The sequence below is a fragment of the Pseudomonas anguilliseptica genome (assembly GCF_021375795.1).
GTDB lineage: Bacteria > Pseudomonadota > Gammaproteobacteria > Pseudomonadales > Pseudomonadaceae > Aquipseudomonas > Aquipseudomonas anguilliseptica_A.
In genome coordinates this window covers 1,136,500-1,155,611 of sequence record NZ_JAEIOI010000001.1, presented here as the reverse complement: position 1 = coordinate 1,155,611, position 19,112 = coordinate 1,136,500, and the positions used below count along the sequence as shown (strand labels likewise).

Sequence of the window (19,112 nt, the reverse complement as noted above, 5' to 3'; positions counted from 1 at the left end):
GCAAGCCTAGCAGCTGTGTTGTGAGGGCGTATCAGCGCTCTGACAGCTCGATTCGGTCCGCGTGAATGACGATACGGCCCTGCTTGTACAGACCGCCGATGGCCTTCTTGAAATTGCCCTTGCTGGCGCGGAAATGCGCACTGATGGCCTCCGGTGAACTCTTGTCACTGAGTGCCAGGGTGCCACCCTGCTCGCGCAGCTTGGTCATGATCTGTTCGCCCAGGCTGTCACGCAGGTCTTCACCAATCGGCTGCAGGCTCAGGCTGATCTTGCCGTCGCTGCGCACTTCCTTGATGTAACCTTTTTCCTGCATGCCCGAGCGGAGGAATTTGAAGGCTTCGTTCTTGTGGATCAGCCCCCAGTGCTTGCCGTTGATGATGGCCTTGAAGCCCATATCGGTGCTTTCAACCACCAGCAAGTCGACTTCTTCACCGGCCTGGTAGTTTGCCGGCAGCTTGTCCAGGTAGCGGTCCAGACGCGCGGTGGCGGTGATGCGTTTGCTGCGTTTGTCGAGGAACACGTGCACCACGCAGTAATCACCGATCTGCAGCGGGCGTTTTTCTTCGGAGTGCGGCAACAATAAATCTTTCGGCAGCCCCCAATTAAGGAATAAACCGACGCGATTTATATCCACAACTTTCAAACTGGCAAATTCACCCACCTGAACTTTTGGTTTTTCCGTGGTGGCAATCAATTTGTCTTCACTGTCCAAGTAAATAAAGACATTCAACCAGTCTTCCACTTCACTTGGACTGTCGCTTGGGATATAGCGTTTCGGCAGGAGAATTTCGCCGTCTGCGCCGCCATCCAGATACAGGCCGAAGTCGGTGTGCTTCACGACCTGTAAACTATTCATCCGTCCAATTACCGCCATGATGCCCTACCCTCATTACCAGGCCGGCATTCTAGCCGAGTCGCCCCTGAATTTCTCGACAACCGAGGTCATCTGCACCCGCCCAAACACGTGCCAGCCGACACAACTGACCAGTGGCCGGAGGCAGCACATCGCTCGCCAGAAAGTCTGCTGCAAAATTTGTCGCCAATTAAAACAATTACTTAGTGAAGTACTGCGGTATTAAATCAAGCGATTGAACAATTACTCAGCGGCACAAAACGACATCCGGCCGTTATTTACCAAGCAATTGTCAAGCATTTCGAGTACCATGCGCGGTCAAATTAATTTTTAAATAGGTTAAATGGCCGTCATGCGCGTAAAAGCTTCCAACACTAAACCCAAGCCGGCTCCAGCCGTGGAAACCAGTGCTTCGATCGACGCACAGATCGAAGCCTTCCTGAAATCCGGCGGGGAAATCCAGCAAATCGCCAAAGGTGTCAGCGGTCAGGTGTACGGCACCACCAAGCAGATCACCATCGGCAAGAAGTAACGCGTTCTGGCCACGCAGCGCTTTGCTCGCAATGACAAGGCGCTGGCCAGTGCTTGATTGGCCCCTCCCCCTCTCCACTGTTTTATTCATTTACACCTCGCCCTCTGGCGCTTAGCACAGCCTTGTTTCAAAATCATGTCAGCCCGCACCTTGCGGCTGTTTCGGCATTGCCGTTGCTGAATGATGGCGAATGCCCCAGGAGTACCCGTGCGCTTTATTTGCAATTGGCTGCGACCCCCTTCCAGCACCCTGTTGGCGCTCAGCCTGTTGTTGCTTGCCTTGCCGATGCTCAGCCGCTACACACTGGGCTGGTCTCACCCTTATGGCTATCTCTCTGACCTGGCGATTGGCAGCTTGCTGCTGGTAGTGCTGCATCAGCGTTCCTGGCTGCTGGCAGTGCCGCTGTTGCTGGTCTGGTGCATCTTCAATCTGAGCACCGTCGAACTGGTCAATGCCGTTGGCCGCATGCCGGAACCAGCTGATCTGCAGTACCTGGGCGACGCCCAGTTTGTCAGCCACTCCACGCAGGGCGGCGGTTTGAGCCAGCCGCTGCTGGCGCTGGCCATGGCCCTGCTGGTGGCAGTCTATCTCGGCCTGCGAATCTGGCAGACGCCGCGCCGCGCCGCACCACTGTCACGCACCTGGCTGTTGTTGCCGTTGTCACTGTTTGCCGTGCACAGCGTGTGTCAGCAACTCAAGCCCAGCGAGGCCGATCAATGGCTGCAATTCAACCTGCCGCACAAACTGCTGGCCGAAAGCACGAGCAGCGGCCAGCAGTACCTGGCTGACTGGCTGGACGGCAATGAGCCCGGCAGCCTGCCGGATATCAGCGCCCTGACCCAACTCGACCTCAACGGCACCCCGCTGCTGGCCCAGGCCGGCAGTGCGCGCAACGTCCTGATCATTACCCTGGAAGGCGTAACCGGAGCCTATCTACAAGCCAGTCGCCAGGCCATCGGCAGCAGCTACACGGAACAGCCGATGCCACGCCTGAGCCAATGGGCCGAGCGCGGCATGCTTACCTATGACTACGTGCTGCACGGTCACCAGACCATTCGCGGCCTCTACGCCATGCTTTGCGGCGACTACAACAAGCTCGACTCCGGCACCCCAAAAGGTGTGGAACTGCTCAACAACCCTGCTCGCAGCGAGCTTTGCCTGCCCGCGCAACTGCGTGAGCGCGGCCTTAGCACGCATTTTCTGCAAGGTGCCGGGCTGCGCTTTATGGCCAAGGATCAGATCATGCCGCGCATGGGCTTCGACAAAACCCTTGGCCGCGACTGGTTCAAGAACAAGCCTTACATAGAGTTCCCCTGGGGCATGGATGACAAGGCCTATTTCGAAGGCGCACTGGGCTATGTCAAGCAACTGCGCAGCAAACGCCAACCCTGGATGCTGACACTGCTCACCGTCGGGACTCACCAGCCTTATTCAGCGCCGCAGGACTACCTCGACCGCCACCCCAACGCCAAACTGGCCGCAATTGCCTACCTGGATGACGCGGTGGCCGACTTCCTCAACGCCTTGGAAAAACAAGGGGTGATGAAAGATACCCTGGTGATCGTCACCTCGGACGAATCTCATGGCGTGGAGAATGTACGACTGGCTTCGGCCTGGGGTTTCAACCTGTTGCTGGCACCCGAACAGTCGAAGCTGCCTGCCCTCAAACATGGCATTTACGGCCACGTCGACCTGACCGCCTCAGTGCTCGACTACTTTGCCTTCCCCGTACCGGCAAGCATCTCCGGCCGCTCCATGCTGCGTGACTACAGTAACGGGCGGGAGATCATGTCCTACACCAATGGCCTACTGCGCCAACATGATGGCCAGGGCACATTGACCGAGTGCGATTTCCAGAGCGTCTGCCGCCGCTACGAAAGCCCAGGGTTCATTGCGGACAGCGCCCGTTACCTGGGCCGTTTCACCGGCAAGCCGGCACGGCTGGTCAGCCAGCGGGCCAGCCTGCTCGACCAATCGCTGACCACAAGTCAGGGCGAGCAGAGTTACCAGTTTGCCAACCAGCAGCCCGTCAAACTCAAGCCCGACGCAAGCGATGACTGGGCCGACAACCTGGTCGGTGCGCAGTACCTGACCCTGGCTGCCGACACCCAGACCAGCGTGACGCTGAGAATTCGCGCACTGCGCATGAGCAAGCAAGGCGCCAAGCTGCAGCTGAAAACCAAGGAGTACGACCGCGATGTGGCCCTACCCATCCCGGAACTGCCGCTGCTGACGCGCGACCAACCGGTAGAGGTCAGTTTCACCTTCGACAACCCCAAGGCACGCAAAGCGTTTTCCTTCCACCTGGTCGGCCAGGGCCAGGGGGCAATCGAGATTGTCGATTTCAGCGTGCGCAGCACCCCACTGCAAGACGAGGAAAAACTGCTCGCCGCCCAGGAGTCGCTGGAAGAGGTAATACCCGCTCAGTGAGCACGCGAGCCATCAGTGCACGGCGTAACGTCGCTCGATGGCCACGTATTCACCATTGCTGCGAATGGTTTCCAGGCCCAGATTGAAGCGCTGACAGTCAGCCTGCTGCCGGCACCCCAGCTTGTAGCCGGTGGCCGCGAAGATCGGGTACAGCGTCAGCGGCTGGGTGACATCGACCTGGGTATACACCTCGCGGTTGAAGTAGCGCAGGATGCGCATGTCCGTCACCACCACATCCACCCGTCCGCTGTAGAGCATGCGGTTGCGAGCAATCTGAAAGGCTTCCTCACGGTAACGCGGGTTGGTTTCAGCCATGGCCTGGTACTCGCTGCCCAGCAGAAAGCGCGCACGCTGAAAGGCATTCACCGAGTAACGCCCCAGATCGCTGATGCGCTGTATATCCAGGTTGCGCGAACGCAGGGCAACAGCCACGTTCTGATAACGGATGTACACATTGGAATAGAAGATATTGCCGCCACTGCGCTCGTTGGTGGTGGCAATCGCATCGATTTTCCCTTTAGTAAGCATCAGCTGCAGACGCTCCATCGGCGCATAGTACGGCTCAACCTCAAGGCCGGCATGCTGCGCAGCACTTACAACGATGTCGTACTCCAGCCCCCGGCCCTGCCCCTCGAAGAGATATGGCGGCTTGTGCGTGCCAAAGCCAACCCGCAGACCTTGCGCCGAGACCACCAGGCTGCATGACAGCAGCAATAAGACCCACATCCACTTCATGGCGATACCCGAGCTGAACCAGCACCCAGCATAGCCGGCTATGCCCCGACTCTGCACGGCGCCATCACTGAAATCGATACATGCGAATTAGTCTCCAGGGGCGAGTGCAGGGCTAGACTCTGTGCACCCCAATCAGTCGTTGCCCATGTGGAGAATGTTCATGCTCAAAGCCGAATACCAACAGCGCGGCCCACAACCCCACGAGGTGATCAGCGCAGTCGCTCTGCACCTGCCCGAGCCTGGTACTGGCCAGGTACGCATCAAAGTGCTGGCCGCGCCGATCAATCCATCCGACGTGCTTACACTCACCGGCGAATACGGCATGCTGCCACCGCTACCAGCAATTGGAGGCAACGAAGGGGTTGGCCGCGTGGAAGCCCTGGGCGCCGAGGTCGGCAACCTAAAGGTCGGCCAGATGGTGCTGTTACCAGTGGGCTGCGGTACTTGGGTCAGCCATTTGAATGCAGCCGCGAACAAGCTGATTCCGCTGCCCGAAGCCGACCCACAGCAACTGGCGATGCTCACGGTCAACCCGCCGACCGCCTCGCTGATGCTCAGCCAGTTCGTTGACCTCAAGCCCGGCGACTGGGTGATCCAGAACGCCGCCAACTCAGGCGTCGGCAGCTACCTGATCCAGCTGGCCAAACTGCGCGGCTTCAAGACCCTCAACGTGGTGCGCCGTGAGTCGGCGGTAGCCGGCGTTGAAGCGGAAGGCGGCGATGTGGTGCTGGTCGATGGCCCGGACCTGGCCAAGCGCGTGCGCGCAGCCACTGGCGGTGCAGGCGTACGTTTGGGCATCGATGCGGTGGGCGGCGAAGCCACCGATCACTTGGCCGCCAGCCTGTGTGAGGGTGGCGTGCTGGTCAACTACGGCATGATGAGCCGCCAGCCATGCCAGGTTTCACCCGCCTCCTTCGTGTTCCGTGATGTCAGCCTGCGCGGTTTCTGGCTGGCCAAGTGGTTCCAGAACGCCAGCCAGGCTGAGCAGATGAAGGTGTTTGGTGAACTGGTACAACTGATCGCCAGCGGCAAGCTGCACACCCGCGTGGCCGCCACCTATGACGTCAGCGAGATCAAGCAGGCCGTGGCCGCTGCGGCCGGTGGTGAGCGCGACGGCAAGATCCTGATCGTGCCGAAATAAGCCCAGAAACGACAACGGCGGATAAGCACCTGGCCTATCCGCCGTTGTTGATCCCGCGCAGCACATGCGGCGCTCAGGTTACTCCGCCGCAGGCTTGCGGCGCTTCAGCGGTGCCAGGCCGTCCTGGCTGACCAGCACCGGCGTCTCTGCCTTGGGTTTGTTGATGGTGTTGCGCTTGCTCGGCGCTTTGGCGGCTGGTTTTTTCGCCAGCTTCTTGCCGGTTTTCGGGTCGACCTTTTTCTTTTTCGGGCCAACTGCCTTACCGGACGCCTTGAGGTTTTTCGGGCCCTGGTAGATACCCTTGAGCTCCTTGATATTGCGGCGCTCGAAACGCTGCTTGAGGTAGCGCTCGATGCTCGACATCAGCGCCCAGTCGTTGTGGCAGATCAGCGAAATAGCCAGACCTTCCGCACCGGCACGGCCAGTACGGCCGATTCGGTGTACGTATTCGTCACCGGAGCGCGGCATATCGAAGTTGATCACCAGATCCAGGCCATCAACGTCCAGACCACGGGCCGCCACATCGGTGGCCACCAGAATTTTTACCGCACCCTGCTTGAGACGGTCGATAGCCAGTTTACGGTCCTTCTGGTCTTTCTCGCCGTGCAGAACGAAGACCTTGAACTCCTTGGCCACCAATTTGCCGTACAGACGATCGGCCTGCACCCGAGTGTTGGTGAAGATGATCGCCTTTTCATAGGTCTCGTTAGCCAGCAGCCAGTCAACCAGACGCTCTTTGTGGTGGTTATGGTCGGCGGTAATGATCTGCTGGCGGGTGCCCTCATTGAGCTGACTGACGCGGTTGAGCTGCAGGTGTTCAGGGTCTTTCAGCACCTTGCCGACCACTTCACGCAGCGCCGCACCGCCAGTAGTGGCGGAGAACAGCAAGGTCTGGCGCTCGGCATTGCACAACTCACCCAGACGTTGCACGTCCTCAGCAAAGCCCATGTCGAGCATGCGATCGGCTTCATCGAGCACCAGCACTTCGACTTCATCAAGCAGCAGATTGCCAGCGTTGGCGTGCTCAATCAGCCGGCCCGGCGTGCCGATCAGAATATCCACCTTGCGCAGCATGGCGGCCTGCACCTTGAAGTCTTCACCACCGGTGATCAGGCCAGCCTTGAGGAAGGTGAACTGGGCAAAACGTTCGACTTCCTTGAGCGTCTGTTGGGCCAACTCACGGGTCGGCAGCAGGATCATCGCGCGCACGCTCATGCGCGGCTGCGAAGCGCCATCGCCGAGCAGACGATTGAGCATCGGCAGCACAAAGGCCGCCGTCTTGCCGCTGCCGGTTTGCGCAGTTACCCGCAGGTCTTTTCCTTGCAGCGCCAGCGGAATGGCCGCCAACTGCACCGGGGTAGGCTCGACAAAGTTAAGCTCGGCCACGGCTTTGAGCAGGCGTTCATGCAGGGCGAATTGGGAAAACACGGGTATACCTCGACAAAAAATCAGCAATACAGCGGCATAGATTACCGGTTCTGCCGGCTAAAAGCCCGAACGGCCTGGCCAACGGCGTCTGCAGCCTGGTTCGCCACCCATGCAACAGCATGGGAAAACAGCACAATTCAGCGCCTCCGGTCAGACCACTACGCACACGCCACGTCGCGCCGGTAGAATGCGCGCCGCCATTCAATCCCGGATGGCATGGGTTCCCTAACCCCATTTCGCAAAAAGGTTACGTGATGCTTATTTCCGCCCCTCAGCGCCTGCGCAATGCGCTTATGGTTCTGGTGCTGTTCCATATCCTGATCATCATCGCCAGCAACTACCTGGTGCAGCTGCCGATCACCCTGTTCGGCTGGCATACCACCTGGGGCGCGTTCAGCTTCCCGTTTATCTTCCTGGCCACCGACCTGACCGTGCGCCTGCTCGGCAAACAGGCGGCACGCCGAGTGATCGCCCAGGTGATGCTGCCGGCGCTGCTGATTTCCTACATCGTTTCGGTGCTGTTTCAGGAAGCCAGCTTTCGCGGCTTCGGTGCACTGCTGGAATTCAACGAGTTCGTTCTGCGCATCTCCATCGCCAGCTTCCTCGCCTACGTGCTGGGACAGATCCTCGACATTCAGGTATTCGACCGCCTGCGCCAGCTGTCGCTGTGGTGGGTAGCGCCAACCGTGTCGACCATCTTCGGCAACCTGCTGGATACCTACACATTCTTCTCGGTGGCGTTCTGGAACAGCAGCAACCCATTTATGGCCGAGCACTGGGTGGAAATTGCTACGGTGGATTACGGGGTCAAGCTGGCGGTCAGCCTGCTGCTGTTCGTGCCGCTCTACGGCATGCTGCTCAATGCCATACTCCGCGTCATGACCGCCACCACGGCGAAGTCGGCCTGAGGAACCTTAACGTCAGGCCGATCTCCAAGGTTCATACCCCGCTACGGAGTTCCGCCATGTCCCGTTCGCTGCCCCTGTTATTAACCGGCCTTGGCCTGGCGCTAGCGCTCGCCAACGTAGAAGCCGCACCCAAACATGACAAAGCCCATAAACATGGCGATGACAGCGAGGTGCGCGTCGACTTGCGAGGCCCGAGCATCGACATTGGCCAGGTACGCATCATCCTTGGTGATAACCGCGACCTGATCGGCCCAGCCCAGTCTCTGCCACCGGGTATTCGCAAGAATCTGGCGCGCGGCAAGCCCCTGCCGCCGGGCATCGCCAAGCGTTTCGACAATCGCCTGCTCGGCCAACTGCCGTACTACGAGGGCTATGAGTGGCGGCAGGCTGGCACCGACGTGGTGCTGGTAGCTCTGGCGACGGGGCTGATCTACGAAATCCTGCAGAACGTGCTGGATTGAAGATCGCAAGGAAACTTTGCCCCCTATTGCCACTCCACTGATCAGGGGCTTCAGCCGAGCCCTTCGCCGGTGTTTGGGGGCTTAGCATGAAACCCACCTTGATCTACTACGTGGCCGCCAGTCTGGACGGTTATATCGCTCGCCCGGATGGCCGGGTCGATTGGCTGGAAGCCACCCAGGCCTCTGGCATCGACCATGGTTACCACGCCTTCTATGACGGCATTGATGCGCTGCTGATGGGCCGCATGACCTTCGATACCCTGATGGATTTCGAGGGCGACTGGCCCTACTCCGGCAAACCCTGCCGGGTACTGACCCGTCGCCCGCATGAACAATTGCCCGAGGGCGTGAGCATGCATCACTGCACACCTGTCGAAGCGCTAACGGAGCTGGCCGAACAGGGCCATCAACGTATCTGGCTGGTAGGCGGTGGCTCACTGGCCGGTAACTGTTTTGCTGCCGGTTTGCTCGACGAACTGGTGGTGAGCGTGGTGCCTTATCTGCTGGGTGCCGGTATTCCGATGTTCTCCAGCGGGCTGGAACGCAGCCTGAAACTGCATGAACAACGCAGTTTCAGCAGCGGCGTGGTACAGCTGCATTATCAAGTACTGCCGGAAAGCCCTGTGGACAATGGCCTATAAGCCTTGTCGTGCCTGCTTGAACAGCAGGCGCGCACTGTCCCAGCCGACCAGCAGCACAGCCAGCCAGATCGGCAGGAACGTCAGCCATTGCGCGCTATTGAACTGCTCGCCGAGAAATAGCAGCGCCACCAGAAACAGCAGCACCGGCTCGACATAACTGAGAATGCCGAACAGGCCCATTGGCAGCAGCCGGCTGGCAGCCATCATCGCGGCAAAGGCCAGCGAGCTGAGAATAGCCAGCCCCGGCAGCAGCCACCACAACTGCGGCGCCTGGGTGAACAGCTGCGGTGGGCTCCATTGCAGCACCAGCCAGATCGCCACCGGCGCCATAAACAGCATCTCGAAGGCAAAACCGGACAAGGCATCCAGGCGCATCCAGCGGCGCAGCATGAAATACGGCGGGTAACCCAGCACCGTGACCATCACCACCCAGGAGAAAGCCTGGGTCAGCCACAGCTCATGGGCCACACCGAGCAACGCGCAAAACACCGCCAGACGCTGCAGCGGCCGCAGCCGTTCGCCATAGAACACCCGCCCGGCCAGCACCATCGCCAACGGCAGGAGGAAATAGCCCAGCGACACTTCCAGCATGCGCCCCGCCAGCGGCGCCCAGACAAACAACGCCCACTGGATGCCCATCAGCAGCGCCGCCAGCGGCAAGCTGGCCAGCAGCAACGGCTCACGGCGCACACGGCCGCAGGCGGCGAGTAGCACGGGCCATTGCCGCGACAAGGTGATCAGCAGCAACACCGCCGGCATCGACCACAACACCCGCTGGGCAAACACCTGCAAGCCATCAAGGGGGGCCAACAGCCCGACATAGCCCGGCACCAGGGCAAACAACCCCGAAGCGATAATCGACAGCGCCACACCGCGCCCAGACAGCTGCATACACCACCCTGCTCAATCAAACATCAGCATCTTGCCTGGCTTGTAGTTAAGACCACAGCCACAAAGCGACACAGCTAGATACTGAAACACCCATACAGCCGAAAAAGCCAAGCGCCACCCATAAAAAAGCCCGCACTGTAAGAGCAGCGCGGGCAGAGACGTCCAGGAGGAGCGGACGCCAGGAGAGCAGGATGCAGCGGTAAATCAGATGGCCTGGGCCAGTTGCGCCTTGGCCTGGTTCAGGCCCTTTTCCATAAACTCGCCGCCCAGGTTGAGGCCTTCGGCGTGGATAAAGCTGACGTCGTGGATACCGACAAACGCCAGCGCCTGACGCAGGTAAGGCTCCTGGTGATCCTGACTGCCGCCGGCATAGATACCGCCGCGCGCGGTCAGCACAAAAGCACGCTTGCCGCTGAGCAGACCTTGCGGGCCGGTTTCGGTGTATTTGAACGTGACCCCGGCACGCAGCACGTGGTCGAGCCAAGCCTTCAGGGTGCTGGGAATGGCAAAGTTGTACATGGGCGCTGCCAGCACCAGCACATCGGCGTTCAGCAGCTCATCGGTCAACAGATTGGAGCGCGCCAGCGCCGCTTGCTCCGCTTCGCTCTGCTGCGCAGCGGGGGTCATCCAGCCACCCAGCAGGTTGGCATCCAGATGCGGCACCTGGTCAACCGCCAGGTCACGCACCTTGATCTGATCAGCGGGGTGCGCCGCTTGCCAGTTGGCGATAAATTGCTCGGTCAGTTGACGGGAAACCGAACCTTGTTGACGGGCGCTGCTTTCAATTACCAGAACATTAGCCATGTTATTTGCTCCATCGAAGGGGGGAAGTAAGCGTCGATGGGCAAAGAATATGAGCGCACTGATCGATTAAAAAGCGCAAATACCCGCACTAAACAATCGAATAAATTGATTTATTCATAATCCAGGCTTAGTCTCTGGACAATCGTTTGGCTAGAACCTGTTAAAAGCCTCGCGAGCTAGAGCCATGCAAGGCAGAAACAGGTGAGGAAGCGGAGTGTACTGTTGTACATGAGCATTCCGAGCCTGTTTCTAACGCAGCAGGGCCGACGCGCAGCAGGCTGGGCAGTTTAAGACAGTTCGCAGGTCAGTTTGATCCGCAGCTTGATAATGCTGCGGCTGAACTTCACCGCCAGGCTGCTGCTTTCACCAGCAGGCAGGCTGACCTTGCGAGTACGCGGGGCTTCCGGGCCGTTGCGAAATACCGCCGTGCACTTGGCGTCCGCACGGCCGTAGTTGTACAGCTGCAAGCCGCCCATGTTGTGATCGATTTCCTGGGTGGTGGCCGCCACTTCGGCACCGTTAAGCTGTTTCTCTACCTCGATCGGGTAGGCCATTACAGTCAACGGCAGGCAGGCCAGCAGGGCGCAACAGAGCTTTTTCATCAGGGCAGTCTCCGGCAAAAGACGGCCAGTTTAGGTTGATTGAGTCAGCATTTGCACCCTGGAACTTGAGCAAGCACAGGAACCGAATATGAAAGCCCCCCGCGTAACCCTCGACCAATGGCGCACCCTGCAAGCGGTGGTCGACCACGGCGGTTTTGCTCAAGCCGCCGAGGTGCTGCACCGCTCGCAATCCTCGGTCAGCTATACCGTGGCGCGCATGCAGGAACAACTGGGCGTGCCGCTGCTGCGCATCGACGGGCGCAAGGCGGTGCTCACCGAAGCCGGTGATGTGCTGCTGCGCCGCTCACGTCAGTTGGTCAAGCAGGCCAGCCAGTTGGAAGACCTGGCGCACCACATGGAACAAGGCTGGGAAGCCGAAGTGCGCCTGGTGGTCGATGCCGCCTACCCTAACGCACGCCTGGTACGTGCGCTGACCGCCTTTATGCCGCAAAGCCGTGGCTGTCGGGTGCGCCTGCGCGAGGAAGTATTGTCCGGCGTGGAAGAGGTGCTTAAAGATGGCATGGCCGATCTGGCCATCAGCGCGCTGAACATTCCCGGTTTTCTCGGTGCGGAAATGAGCACTGTCGAGTTTGTCGCCGTGGCCCATCAGGAACACGCCCTGCACCGTTTGCAGCGCGTGGTGACGTTCCAGGACCTGGAAAGCCAGATGCAGGTGGTGATTCGCGACTCCGGTCGCCAGCAACCGCGCGATGTCGGCTGGCTCGGCGCCGAACAGCGCTGGACAGTCGGCAGCCTGGCCACCGCCGCCAACTTTGTCAGCAATGGCCTGGGCTTTGCCTGGTTGCCGCGCCACCTGATCGAGCGCGAACTCAAGGACGGCCTGCTCAAACCGCTGCCGCTGGAACAAGGCGGTAGCCGCAATCCGCTGTTCTTTCTCTACTCGAACAAGGACAAACCCCTGGGCCCGGCCACGCAGATTCTCGTCGAGCTGATCCAGCGCTTCGATGCCGCCCCGTTGAATGCAGCCTTTGCTGCGCCCCTGCCCTCTGCTTGAGAGGAATTTGTGCATGCCATTTTTCGATAACGACGACTGCCAACTGCACTACGAAGAGTACGGCCACGGTGCGCCGCTGCTGCTGGTTCACGGCCTCGGCTCCAGCACCCGCGACTGGGAATACCAGATTCCCGAACTGGCCCGCCACTACCGGGTGATCGCCCTCGACATGCGCGGCCACGGCCGCTCGGACAAGCCCCGCGAGCGTTACAGCATTCAAGGATTTGCCGAGGATGTGGCAGCGCTGATCGAACACCTGCAACTGCCGCCGGTGCATCTGGTGGGCATTTCCATGGGCGGCATGATCGGCTTTCAGCTGGGCGTGGATCGCCCCGAGTTGTTGAAAAGCCTGTGCATCGTCAACAGCGGCCCGGAAGTGAAGGCGAAAAGCCTGCGCGACTATATCGAGATCGGCAAACGCTGGAGCCTGTCGCGCCTGCTCAGCCTCGATACCATTGCCAAAGCCCTGGGCAAACTGCTGTTCCCCAAACCCGAGCAGGAAGAACTGCGCCAGAAAATCCTGCAACGCTGGCCGCAGAACGACAAGCGTGCTTACCTGGCCAGCCTGGATGCGATTATCGGCTGGGGCGTGCGGGAACGCCTGAGCCGGATCAGCTGTCCGACCCTGGTGGTTACAGCCGATCGTGATTACACCCCGGTGGCGCAAAAGCAGGCGTATGTCGATGAACTGCCCAATGCCCGCCTGCTGGTGATCGAAGACTCGCGCCACGCCACACCGATGGACCAACCCGAACATTTCAACCGCAGCCTGCTGGCCTTCCTTGCGGAAGTCGAACAGGCCGCACCGACTGCCACCCAACAATAAGGACGCCCTGCATGTTCAAGACCCTTACCCTCGCCGCCTGCTCCATCCTGTTTGCCGGCAGCCTGCTGGCCGCCGAAAACCCGAAAGTGCTGCTGACCACCAGCCTTGGCGACATCGAAATCGAGCTGAATGCCGAGAAAGCGCCGATCAGCACCGCCAACTTCCTCGCCTACGTCGACAGCGGCTACTACGCCGGCACCCAGTTCCACCGGGTGATTCCGGGCTTTATGGTGCAAGGCGGCGGCTTCGATGCTGACATGCAGCAGAAAGACACCCAGGCGCCGATCAAGAACGAAGCCGACAACGGCCTGCACAACGTGCGCGGCACACTGGCCATGGCCCGTACCCAGGTGCGTGACTCGGCCACCAGCCAGTTCTTTATCAACCACAAGGACAACGCCTTCCTCGACCACGGCTCGCGTGATTTCGGCTACGCCGTATTCGGCAAGGTGGTTAAAGGCATGGACGTAGTCGACAAGATCGCCCAGGTGCCGACCGGTAACCGTGGCGGCCACCAGAACGTCCCGCGTGAGCCGGTGCTGATCACCGAAGCCAAACGCCTGTAACCTTGTTCAACCGGCTGGGCACCCGCTGCCCAGCCGTCAGTTGCGCGCATGGGCCAGGTGAAACTTCGCCACGCCGTCCAGCTGCGCCAGCTCATCGGCCATGTCGCTGATCCGCGCACTCTTCTGCCCGTCCACCGCCACCGCAACAAAGCGCCATTCCAACTGGCCCTGCTCGAAGCTCACACTGAACGAGCCCCCGGCAATCACATAGCCGCGCTCACGGGCAATGCGCCGCAGTGTGGCCTCCTCCGGCCGCACAAACCCTGGCGCAAAACGCAGCACAATGGCAATCGCCGGCCGCGACGGCAGCCGCGCCTCCAGCTTGGCGCCCCACATCATCAACCCGGCAGAAATCAGGCTGAGCAACAGCGCCGCGCCATAAAAGCCCACGCCCACCAGCACGCCAATCGCCGAAGAGGCCCAGATCGAAGCCGCCGTAGTCAGCCCACTGATGCTCATGCCGTCCTTCATGATCAGCCCGGCGCCAAGAAAACCGATACCGGTGACCACACCCTGAATCACCCGCGTCGGATCGACCCCGGCCAGCGAGTGATCACCCAGCCAGTGCTGTGGATAGATGCACAACACCGTCAACGCGCAGGACGCCATGCACACCATGCCGTAGGTGCGCATGCCCGCCGCACGGCCATGGTAGGAGCGCTCGTAGCCCACCAGCAGCCCCAGCAGCAAGGCACCGAGCATATTGATAAACAAGGTCAGATTGACCGCCACCCCCGGCAGCAGCCAGAACTTATCAAGCAGAGCCCATACACTCACACCACACCTCGCGCAGCAGCGAACCTGTTCTGAGCGTAGTTGCCGCGCCGACAACCTGCGCGAGCGGGCGCGCTATTGGCGGTACGGCAACAGCTCGCGGGCCTGTTCGGCATAGCCGCGCACACCCTGCTGTTCTTCCACGAGAAAGTTCGCCACGGCCGCTCGCAGGCCGGGGTGGCAGAGGTAGTGCCAGGAGTGGGTGATGACCGGCTCGAAGCCGCGAATCAGCTTGTGCTCGCCCTGGGCACCAGCATCGAAACGTTGCAGGCCATGGGCGATGGCAAAGTCCATGCCCTGGTAGAAACAGGTTTCGAAATGCAGCCGGTCGAACTCGGCCAGACAACCCCAATAGCGCCCATACAGGCTGTCGCCGCCGACCAGGCTAAAGGCCATGGCCACCGGCCTGCCGGTCTGATGAGCGAGCACCACGCGGATCATCTGCGGCATGCGCTCGGCCAGCAGGCTGAAAAAGTCGCGCGTCAGGTAGGGTGACTGACCGCGCACGCGGTAGGTGTTGGCATAACACAGATAGACGAAATCCCACTCCAGCTCACTGAGCTGATGGCCCTCGCGCCAGTCAAATTCGATGCCCTGCCCCGCCACCTGCTCACGCTCCTTGCGCATCTGCTTGCGTTTGCGCGAGCTGAGCGCGTCGAGAAAATCCTGAAAGTCCCGGTAACCCCGATTGCGCCAGTGGAACTGACAGCCAAGCCGCTGCAGCCAGCCGTCGCGCCCCTGCAGCACGGCATTTTCAGCCTCGGTGGTGAAGTTGATATGCAGGCTCGACAAGCCCTGTTGCTGCAGCCCCGCGCTGAGGCCATCAAGCAATTGCCCAGCGGCCTCAGGTGTGCCGAGCAAACGCTGGCCGGTAACTGGAGAGAAGGGAATCGCGCCAAGCAGCTTGGGGTAATACTCGATACCGGCGCGATGGCAGGCATCGGCCCAGCCATGGTCGAACACGTACTCGCCATAGGAGTGGCTTTTCACATAGCCCGGCATGGCCGCCAGCAATTGCCCCTGGGCACCCAGCAACGCGGCGTGAGCCGGCTGCCAGCCGCTGCGCCCACCGACACTGCCGCTGTCCTCCAGCGCTGCGAGAAAGGCGTGCTGCAAGAACGGCTGCGGCTCCGTCAGCAGGCCATCCCACTGGCTGGCGGTCACGTCATGGATGGCGGTCAGGCAGGTCGGCAACATGGGCAGCTCGGTCGGGCTCTGTGGCGGTCAGACAAGGCTGCACTATAGCGTCAAGCCAGGCGCGGTTGCCGCTGCGAATGCTCGGCAACCGCGCCTACCCTTCTATCAACGGCGAGTGGCCTTGTGGTTGATCATGTAAGGCAGCTTATTGTTAGCCATCTTGCCCAGCTCCTTGCGGTCGATGCTGGTGTAGCCGCCCAACTCACGGGCCTTGAAACCGCTGTCACCAACCGGGCTGTCGGGGGCCAGGGCGACCATCAGCTTGGCAGCCTCGCCAATCGCATCGCGGTAGTCACCCTTGTCACGCAAATCGTAGTCGCTCAGGTTGAGCTGTTCACGCAGCCAGTTACCCCAGTAGAACTCCAGAAACTCCGGAGCCACATCACCCGAACGCGGTTTGTCGTAGGCCACCTCACGGGTGAAATACACCAGCGCGCGGTAGGGATCATCACCCAGTGTGGCCAGGCCAAGCTGGGCCGGAATCTGCTCTGGAGTAATCGCCTGACCTTGACCGTCATTGAGCCAGACCTTGCGCGCGGCCTGCATGCGCCGCCAGAAGCTGGCCAGGTCCGGGCTGTCGCTGAAATTGTCCGTCACCTTGACCCACATCGGCAGCGTTGCGCCGCCTTCGGGCTGCTCCCACAGGGTGGTGAACGTATGGTGTCCGTCGGTCAGGTACAGCCGGCCCTCAGGGCCGATCACCACGGTTTTCATCTCGCTGCTGTGCGAGCCAACAGCCCCCTGACAACTGAAACTGTCCGGCCGATGCAGGCTGGCACCCTTTGGCACCTTGCTGCTTTCGCCCTGACCGTTAGCCTCGCAGTACTCGTCGAACAGCTTGTTCGGCTCTTTGCTAAAGCGCCCGAGCTTGTAATAGATCTGGTCATACCCCACCACCGCCTGGGTCGGGTGCAGCTGCTCAAGACGAACCTGTAGCAGCTCACCCGGTTTAGCCGCGCGGTAATCTTCGGCCATGGCCACGGTGCTCAACCCCGTCATCAGTAACAACAGCGCATACACGCGCATCGGTTCTTCCCCCATAAAAATTGCGAAAAAAAGCCCCGCACGATGCGGGGCTCAAAGATAGGAGCAGCAGTGAAGCGATGTTGCTTAGAACACGTACTGCAGACGGCCGATGATGGCTTTGCCGTCATCAACATTCTTGTTGTTGCCACCAGCAACAGCAGTGGTGTTGACGTTGTCCACTTCGTAGTCAACGTAGTTCAGGCTCATACGTACAGCTGGAGTGGCGAAGTAGTTGACACCCACCACCATGGCGCTGGCTTCGAACTCATCGCTGGCATCCGCGGCCACGATACCGGCCAGACCCAGGTTGCCCGGGATGGCGGTCGCATCAGAGTCGATAGTCGTGCTCTCGTAGCGAGCGAATACTTCCCAGGTGCCTTTCATGTCAGTAGGTTTGTCCCACTTGCCGTCGCTACCCTTGTAGCCACGGGCGGCACCGATCATGTAGGAAACCTGCGCGCTGTAACCGCTCATTTCCACATCGGAATCAGCACCTACAAGGTTCTCCCCGGTAATGCTGCGCTGGAAGTATTCAGCCTGACCACGCAGGCCACCGAACTGAGCGCCCGACTCCAGTACCCATTCGCTGTCTTTGTCAGCTACACGCACATCGCCGAAGGTCAGGCGGAAATCGTTGTCACTGCGGATACCCATGCGGGTACGGGCACGAGCGCGGTCATCATCCGAGCTGCTGTCGTGGTAGTTGGCCGCCAGGTGAACAACGTCAGTGCCATTCAGGTACGGTGCCCAGTGAGCGCGCAGGGTGTAACCGAACAGCTCGTCGTTGCCATCGGACTCAAAGTTGTTGACGTTATCGCTGTCATCGTAGGTCGCAACCTGAGCCATCAGGCCGTAGTTGTCGCCCGAGTGCTTAACGTTCAAACCGAACTGAGCATCCTCGTCACCGTGCAGGAAGTCGTACATGAATGGACGCTCAATGGCAGTGATCCACGACGAGCTGGTGGTGCCCTCTAAGCCGTAGTCAACGCCGAAACGGCCAACAGTGAAGGTGGCCAGATCCAGGCCGGTGTAAGTGATATAGGCGCGGTCAACGGCAGTCTCTGCACCATCAGCAGAACCGTCATAGCTCAGACGCAAGCCCCAGCCCCAGTCCTTATAAGCCACACCTTCCAGACCGATTTCACCGCGACGGATGTAGGTGTTGAAGGTGTCATCGAACGGGTTGTTCTGATCGGCTGCCTGCAGGCCGTCAAAGTTGGTGGCATCCCACTGCAACTTGCCGCCCAGTTTGAAGCTGAATTCTTTGTCGGTAGTGGCGACTTCCAGGCCACCCTTGGTCTTGATCACGAGATCGGCGCCGTCAGTGGTGACGGTACCGGCGAAAGCCTGGGCGGAAACGGCCAGGGCCAGAGCGCTGGTAGCGAAGCCGGCCATTACTCCACGAAAGCTGTGCTTACGGATCATCGAAGATTCCTCTAAATGGACTTTTAAGTGTTGAAAACACCCGAGCGCTGGGGCTCGTTCGTGCTGGAGGGAATCTTGGCGGCGGGATATTTCAGGGCAGTTGCTGATATATAAATATTTGATTACAGCGGAACTTTTTACTTCCTTTGCCTATAAGCAGTAGAAAGCGCTCTAGTCAGCTGCTTTGCCGACGGCCCACCACCCTTGCAGCGGCGGGCCGTAGTGGGCTCAGGGCTGCTGACGCAATGCCCGGTCAAGCCAATAGTCCAGACTCAACCAGCGCCCAGCGCCGCTGAAAAACAGCGCCACCAGCATCACCAGGTAGGTGGCGGCAAACTCGATGCCGTTGTTCAGCACCACCAGTTTGCCGCTGCTGGTCAACCAATCGTAATTGCCGTGCTGTTGGAGCAGCTCGCGGGCGCGCTCGAGCTTGCCCACAGAGTCCATAACCCGTTCATTGGCGAACGGTGCGCTGGCATCGGCAATCGCCTGCCAGCCATAAGGCAGATGCACGGCAAAGATCGCCACCAACATGGTGACGATCAGGGGGATACTCACCCAACGCACTGCCAGGCCGAACAACAGCAGCAGCGCCCCGCCCGCCTCGGTCAAGGCCGCAGCCCAAGCCAGCAGCTCGGGGAATGGCAAACCCAAGCCCCAATCCGGGTTGCCAAACCAGTCGGCGGTGGCGTCGATATCGGCCAGCTTGTGCATGCCGGCCATCCAGAACACCGGCACCAGGTACAAGCGCAGCAATAACGGCCCGAGAAAATCCAAGCGACGGCTAGCGTCCAGGGCGTCCTGGAGGCGATTGAAAAAGCTCAGCATGGTGAATCTCCACAAACCGGTGCGAGGCA

At 60.2% G+C, this 19,112-nt stretch carries 20 protein-coding genes; 9 read left to right on the top strand and 11 right to left on the bottom strand.

Annotated features, from left to right (window positions below):
* Positions 1-31: 31 nt before the first annotated feature.
* Positions 32-874, bottom strand: a complete 843-nt coding sequence (locus IOD17_RS05330; RefSeq protein ID WP_233684037.1) for a S1 RNA-binding domain-containing protein — start codon at positions 872-874, stop codon at positions 32-34.
* 322 nt (positions 875-1,196) lie between these two features.
* Between IOD17_RS05330 and IOD17_RS05325 the strand changes: the two genes are divergently transcribed.
* Positions 1,197-1,385: a hypothetical protein gene (locus IOD17_RS05325; protein ID WP_233684036.1), complete on the top strand. Its 189-nt coding sequence runs from the start codon at positions 1,197-1,199 to the stop codon at positions 1,383-1,385.
* 207 nt (positions 1,386-1,592) lie between these two features.
* The gene (locus IOD17_RS05320; protein WP_418904248.1) at positions 1,593-3,815 is read left to right on the top strand and encodes an LTA synthase family protein; all 2,223 of its coding nucleotides are present in this window, start codon (positions 1,593-1,595) and stop codon (positions 3,813-3,815) included.
* A gap of 12 nt (positions 3,816-3,827) precedes the next feature.
* On the opposite strand, the gene IOD17_RS05315 is transcribed toward IOD17_RS05320, so the two are convergent.
* On the bottom strand, positions 3,828-4,550 hold the full coding sequence (locus IOD17_RS05315; RefSeq protein WP_233684035.1) for a substrate-binding periplasmic protein: 723 nt from the start codon (positions 4,548-4,550) through the stop codon (positions 3,828-3,830).
* Positions 4,551-4,710: 160 nt separating this feature from the next.
* Here IOD17_RS05315 and IOD17_RS05310 point away from each other — a divergent pair, with 160 nt between their 5' ends.
* A complete protein-coding gene (locus IOD17_RS05310) occupies positions 4,711-5,691 on the top strand; it encodes a zinc-dependent alcohol dehydrogenase family protein (protein ID WP_233684034.1) in 981 nt (326 codons plus the stop codon).
* A 78-nt stretch (positions 5,692-5,769) separates the two neighbouring features.
* Here IOD17_RS05310 and IOD17_RS05305 read toward each other — a convergent pair whose 3' ends face one another.
* Positions 5,770-7,119: a DEAD/DEAH box helicase gene (locus IOD17_RS05305; RefSeq protein WP_233684033.1), complete on the bottom strand. Its 1,350-nt coding sequence runs from the start codon at positions 7,117-7,119 to the stop codon at positions 5,770-5,772.
* A gap of 254 nt (positions 7,120-7,373) precedes the next feature.
* Here IOD17_RS05305 and IOD17_RS05300 point away from each other — a divergent pair, with 254 nt between their 5' ends.
* The 3 genes from IOD17_RS05300 (at position 7,374) to IOD17_RS05290 (ending at position 9,129) form a co-directional block, all read left to right on the top strand.
* Positions 7,374-8,027, top strand: coding sequence for a 7-cyano-7-deazaguanine/7-aminomethyl-7-deazaguanine transporter (locus tag IOD17_RS05300; protein ID WP_233684032.1), 654 nt, complete (start codon positions 7,374-7,376; stop codon positions 8,025-8,027).
* 56 nt (positions 8,028-8,083) lie between these two features.
* A complete protein-coding gene (locus IOD17_RS05295) occupies positions 8,084-8,488 on the top strand; it encodes an anti-virulence regulator CigR family protein (RefSeq protein ID WP_233684031.1) in 405 nt (134 codons plus the stop codon).
* 86 nt (positions 8,489-8,574) lie between these two features.
* A complete protein-coding gene (locus tag IOD17_RS05290; RefSeq protein WP_233684030.1) occupies positions 8,575-9,129 on the top strand; it encodes a dihydrofolate reductase family protein in 555 nt (184 codons plus the stop codon).
* Here IOD17_RS05290 and rarD read toward each other — a convergent pair.
* The 3 genes from rarD to IOD17_RS05275 all read right to left on the bottom strand — a co-directional run bounded on the left by rarD (position 9,124) and on the right by IOD17_RS05275 (position 11,426).
* Positions 9,124-10,020 carry an EamA family transporter RarD gene (rarD, locus tag IOD17_RS05285; protein WP_233684029.1) on the bottom strand — a complete coding sequence of 299 codons (897 nt, stop codon included), beginning with the start codon at positions 10,018-10,020 and terminating at the stop codon, positions 9,124-9,126. The genes IOD17_RS05290 and rarD overlap by 6 nt on opposite strands.
* Before the next feature lie 204 nt (positions 10,021-10,224).
* The gene (locus tag IOD17_RS05280) at positions 10,225-10,824 is read right to left on the bottom strand and encodes an FMN-dependent NADH-azoreductase (protein ID WP_233684028.1); all 600 of its coding nucleotides are present in this window, start codon (positions 10,822-10,824) and stop codon (positions 10,225-10,227) included.
* A 287-nt stretch (positions 10,825-11,111) separates the two neighbouring features.
* Complete coding sequence (locus IOD17_RS05275; RefSeq protein ID WP_233684027.1) at positions 11,112-11,426, bottom strand: 3-phosphoglycerate kinase; 315 nt, start codon at positions 11,424-11,426, stop codon at positions 11,112-11,114.
* A gap of 88 nt (positions 11,427-11,514) precedes the next feature.
* On the opposite strand from IOD17_RS05275, the gene IOD17_RS05270 reads away from it, so the two are divergent.
* The 3 genes from IOD17_RS05270 to IOD17_RS05260 are packed head-to-tail and all read left to right on the top strand — an operon-like array spanning position 11,515 to position 13,833.
* Positions 11,515-12,441 carry a LysR family transcriptional regulator gene (locus tag IOD17_RS05270; protein WP_233684026.1) on the top strand — a complete coding sequence of 309 codons (927 nt, stop codon included), beginning with the start codon at positions 11,515-11,517 and terminating at the stop codon, positions 12,439-12,441.
* 13 nt (positions 12,442-12,454) lie between these two features.
* Positions 12,455-13,267 (top strand): alpha/beta fold hydrolase, encoded by an 813-nt coding sequence (locus IOD17_RS05265; protein WP_233684025.1) that lies wholly within the window; start codon positions 12,455-12,457, stop codon positions 13,265-13,267.
* Between the two features lie 11 nt (positions 13,268-13,278).
* Positions 13,279-13,833, top strand: coding sequence for a peptidylprolyl isomerase (locus tag IOD17_RS05260; RefSeq protein ID WP_233684024.1), 555 nt, complete (start codon positions 13,279-13,281; stop codon positions 13,831-13,833).
* A 36-nt stretch (positions 13,834-13,869) separates the two neighbouring features.
* Here the strand turns inward: IOD17_RS05260 and IOD17_RS05255 are convergent, their stop codons facing one another.
* The 5 genes from IOD17_RS05255 to IOD17_RS05235 all read right to left on the bottom strand — a co-directional run bounded on the left by IOD17_RS05255 (position 13,870) and on the right by IOD17_RS05235 (position 19,083).
* Positions 13,870-14,610 carry an MgtC/SapB family protein gene (locus tag IOD17_RS05255; RefSeq protein ID WP_233684023.1) on the bottom strand — a complete coding sequence of 247 codons (741 nt, stop codon included), beginning with the start codon at positions 14,608-14,610 and terminating at the stop codon, positions 13,870-13,872.
* A 72-nt stretch (positions 14,611-14,682) separates the two neighbouring features.
* Entirely contained in the window at positions 14,683-15,804 is a 1,122-nt protein-coding gene (locus IOD17_RS05250; protein ID WP_233684022.1) for a GNAT family N-acetyltransferase, read from the bottom strand.
* A gap of 105 nt (positions 15,805-15,909) precedes the next feature.
* The gene (locus IOD17_RS05245; RefSeq protein ID WP_233684021.1) at positions 15,910-16,830 is read right to left on the bottom strand and encodes a ParB/Srx family N-terminal domain-containing protein; all 921 of its coding nucleotides are present in this window, start codon (positions 16,828-16,830) and stop codon (positions 15,910-15,912) included.
* An 84-nt stretch (positions 16,831-16,914) separates the two neighbouring features.
* On the bottom strand, positions 16,915-18,255 hold the full coding sequence (locus IOD17_RS05240; protein ID WP_233684020.1) for an OprO/OprP family phosphate-selective porin: 1,341 nt from the start codon (positions 18,253-18,255) through the stop codon (positions 16,915-16,917).
* Between the two features lie 228 nt (positions 18,256-18,483).
* Positions 18,484-19,083 carry a DoxX family protein gene (locus IOD17_RS05235; RefSeq protein ID WP_233684019.1) on the bottom strand — a complete coding sequence of 200 codons (600 nt, stop codon included), beginning with the start codon at positions 19,081-19,083 and terminating at the stop codon, positions 18,484-18,486.
* Between the last annotated feature and the right edge of the window lie 29 nt (positions 19,084-19,112).